Origin of the sequence: Pseudomonas sp. NPDC087614, from assembly GCF_044743485.1 — a bacterium.
In the GTDB taxonomy this organism is placed as follows: domain Bacteria; phylum Pseudomonadota; class Gammaproteobacteria; order Pseudomonadales; family Pseudomonadaceae; genus Aquipseudomonas; species Aquipseudomonas baetica_A.
Map to the genome: position 1 here is coordinate 4,896 of NZ_JBIUWN010000019.1, position 468 is coordinate 5,363.

At 62.8% G+C, this 468-nt stretch carries 1 protein-coding gene; it reads right to left on the reverse strand.

Going from position 1 to position 468, the window contains the following annotated elements:
- Positions 1–459 (reverse strand): acetyl-CoA carboxylase biotin carboxyl carrier protein (gene accB / locus ACIOWA_RS10100; RefSeq protein WP_401159607.1); only part of this gene is annotated, 459 nt, incomplete at its 3' end.
- Between the last annotated feature and the right edge of the window lie 9 nt (positions 460–468).

A 468-nucleotide genomic window follows, 5' to 3' on the forward strand; every position in this document is an offset into this window, starting at 1 on the left:
GCCGGCCCCCCGCGGCCGGACGGACTCCCCCCGCGGGCCGTCGTCGACGAGGATGGACTCGATCACACCGCTGGTTTCAGCTTCGATGTGGTTCATCATCTTCATGGCTTCAACGATGCACAGGGTGTCGCCTTTCTTCACGGTCTGGCCGACTTCGACGAAGGACGGCGAGGTTGGCGAAGACTTGCGGTAGAAAGTGCCGACCATCGGCGAGCGGGCAACGGTGCCGTTCAGCGCTGGAGCAGCAGCGGCAGCCGGGGCGGCAGCAGCCACCGGAGCAGCAGCAGCGACAGGTGCCGCGGCCGGCGCTTGCATCGGAGCTGGCGCGTAGTACTGCTGAGCCGGGGTCTTGCTGTGGCGGCTGATACGTACGGACTCTTCGCCTTCCTTGATCTCGAGCTCGTCGATGCCGGACTCTTCCAGCAATTCGATCAGTTTCTTAACTTTACGGATATCCATGAATCATCA